This is a genomic window from Solemya elarraichensis gill symbiont, from assembly GCF_002021095.1.
Lineage (GTDB): Bacteria > Pseudomonadota > Gammaproteobacteria > Chromatiales > Chromatiaceae.
This window is the reverse complement of the sequence record NZ_MPRK01000285.1, coordinates 1-2,000: the sequence shown is the minus strand read 5'-3', so window position 1 is coordinate 2,000 and position 2,000 is coordinate 1. Positions and strand designations below refer to the sequence as shown.

Annotated in this window: 2 protein-coding genes; both read right to left on the bottom strand. The window is 36.8% G+C overall.

The window, feature by feature from the left end; translation table 11 throughout:
* Nucleotides 1-40: 40 nt before the first annotated feature.
* Nucleotides 41-655: a 3-isopropylmalate dehydratase small subunit gene (leuD, locus tag BOW51_RS10205; protein ID WP_011737767.1), complete on the bottom strand. Its 615-nt coding sequence runs from the start codon at nt 653-655 to the stop codon at nt 41-43.
* Nucleotides 655-2,000, bottom strand: a 1,346-nt coding sequence (leuC, locus tag BOW51_RS10200) for a 3-isopropylmalate dehydratase large subunit (protein ID WP_135568248.1), incomplete at its 5' end; no start/stop codon positions are given. The genes leuC and leuD, both read right to left, overlap by 1 nt.

Genomic DNA, 2,000 nt, shown 5'->3' with positions numbered 1-2,000 from the left:
TTGGCACATTTTTTTTAAAAAATACCTGTGAATTTATCAATCATAACCAGTTGTATTTATTAAAATAGTCTTTCTCAAAAGCTTTAATATCATCTGTGTATTGTAAGGTTAAACCAATATCATCAAGACCATTGATTAAGCGTCTTTTTCGTTCTATGTCTATTTCAAAAAAATAAGTTTTACTATTCGTATGGATACTTTGGGCATCAAGATTAATCATAATTTCACCACTTAAAGTAAAAAATTCATCCATAATGTTATTATCTTGCACAATAGGTAGAATACCGTTTTTAAAACAATTGTTATAAAAAATATCTGCAAAACTAGGGGCAATAATTGCTTTAAAACCATAATCCTCTAATGCCCAAGGTGCATGCTCACGGCTTGAGCCACAACCAAAATTTTCTCGTACCAGTAGTATTTTAGCACCTTGATATTTTGCCTGATTCAACACAAAATCCATATTAAGTGGACGTTTAGAGTTATCCATGCCAACTTCACCATGGTCTAAATAACGCCACTCATCAAATAAATTAACACCAAAACCAGAACGTTTAATAGATTTTAAAAACTGTTTTGGAATAATCGCATCAGTATCAATATTGGCACGTTCAAGTGGTATAGCTATTGAAGTAAATGTAGTAAATTTTTGCATTATTTAACCTCTGAAAAATGACCAGTAATAGCACTTGCAGCCGCAATAGCTGGGCTAACTAAGTGGGTAAATGAGCCTTGACCTTGACGACCTTCAAAGTTACGATTTGAGGTGCTTATGCATCTCTCGCCTACTTTTAGCTTATCGGCATTCATGGCTAGACACATTGAGCAGCCTGCTTCACGCCATTCAAAACCACTATTTATAAAAATCTTATCTAATCCTTCTTTTTCGGCTTGTTTTTTAATTAATCCTGAGCCAGGCACAACCAAGGCAAGTTTAATATTGTTGGCAATTTTTTTATCTTTTAAAACACTAGCTACAATACGCAAGTCTTCAATTCGTGAGTTGGTGCATGAGCCAATAAAGACTTTGTCAATTTTAATGTCTGATATTTTTATATCAGCAGTGAGTTGCATGTAATTAAGTGCATTTTCCCAACTAACCTTTTCGGTATGATTTTTGGCGTTAGCAGGGTTGGGTATATACCCATCAATTGTTATTACCATTTCTGGAGATGTGCCCCAAGTTACTTGGGGCTTAATATCTTTTGCATTAAAATGTGCGATTTTTTCAAAATGTGCGTTTTTGTCAGAATGTAGTGTGTGCCAATATTCTACTGCTTTGCTCCATTTAGCACCTGAAGGTGCTAGTATACGACCTTTGACATAGTCAATGGTTTTATCATCAACAGCAACCATACCTACACGTGCACCTGCTTCAATTGCCATATTGCATAAGGTCATACGACCTTCAATAGATAAGCTTTGAATGGTGTCACCGCTAAATTCAATCGCATGGCCTGTGCCACCAGCGGTGCCAATTTTGCCAATAATGTAAAGCGCAATGTCTTTTGCGCTGACATGTTTGTTGAGTTTACCACTGACTTCAATATTAAAGTTTTTAGATTTAGATTGCCACAAACAACCTGTGGCTAAAACATGTTCAACTTCACTGGTACCAATGCCAAATGCTAATGCACCAAGTGCACCATGAGTTGAGGTGTGTGAATCACCACAGACAATGCTCATGCCTGGTAGGGTAAAGCCCTGTTCAGGGCCAACCACATGTACAATGCCTTGGCGAATGTCATTCATGGGTATTTCATTAATACCAAAAGTTTTGCAATTTTTGTCTAAGGTTTCAATTTGCAATTTTGAAATAGGGTCGCTAATACCATTAATACCTGATGAACGATTGGTTGTTGGTACGTTATGATCAGGCACTGCCAGGTTGGCACTTGTACTCCAAGGTTTTCTGCCTGCTATCGCCAAGCCTTCAAATGCTTGAGGCGAGGTTACTTCATGAATGAGTTGCCTGTCAATATAAATAAGTTCCGTTGAAT

Bases quoted from the DNA above. Each gene is read 5' to 3' on its own strand.
- leuD (WP_011737767.1), bottom strand. From the start codon at position 655: ATGCAAAAATTTACTACATTTACTTCAATAGCTATACCACTTGAACGT.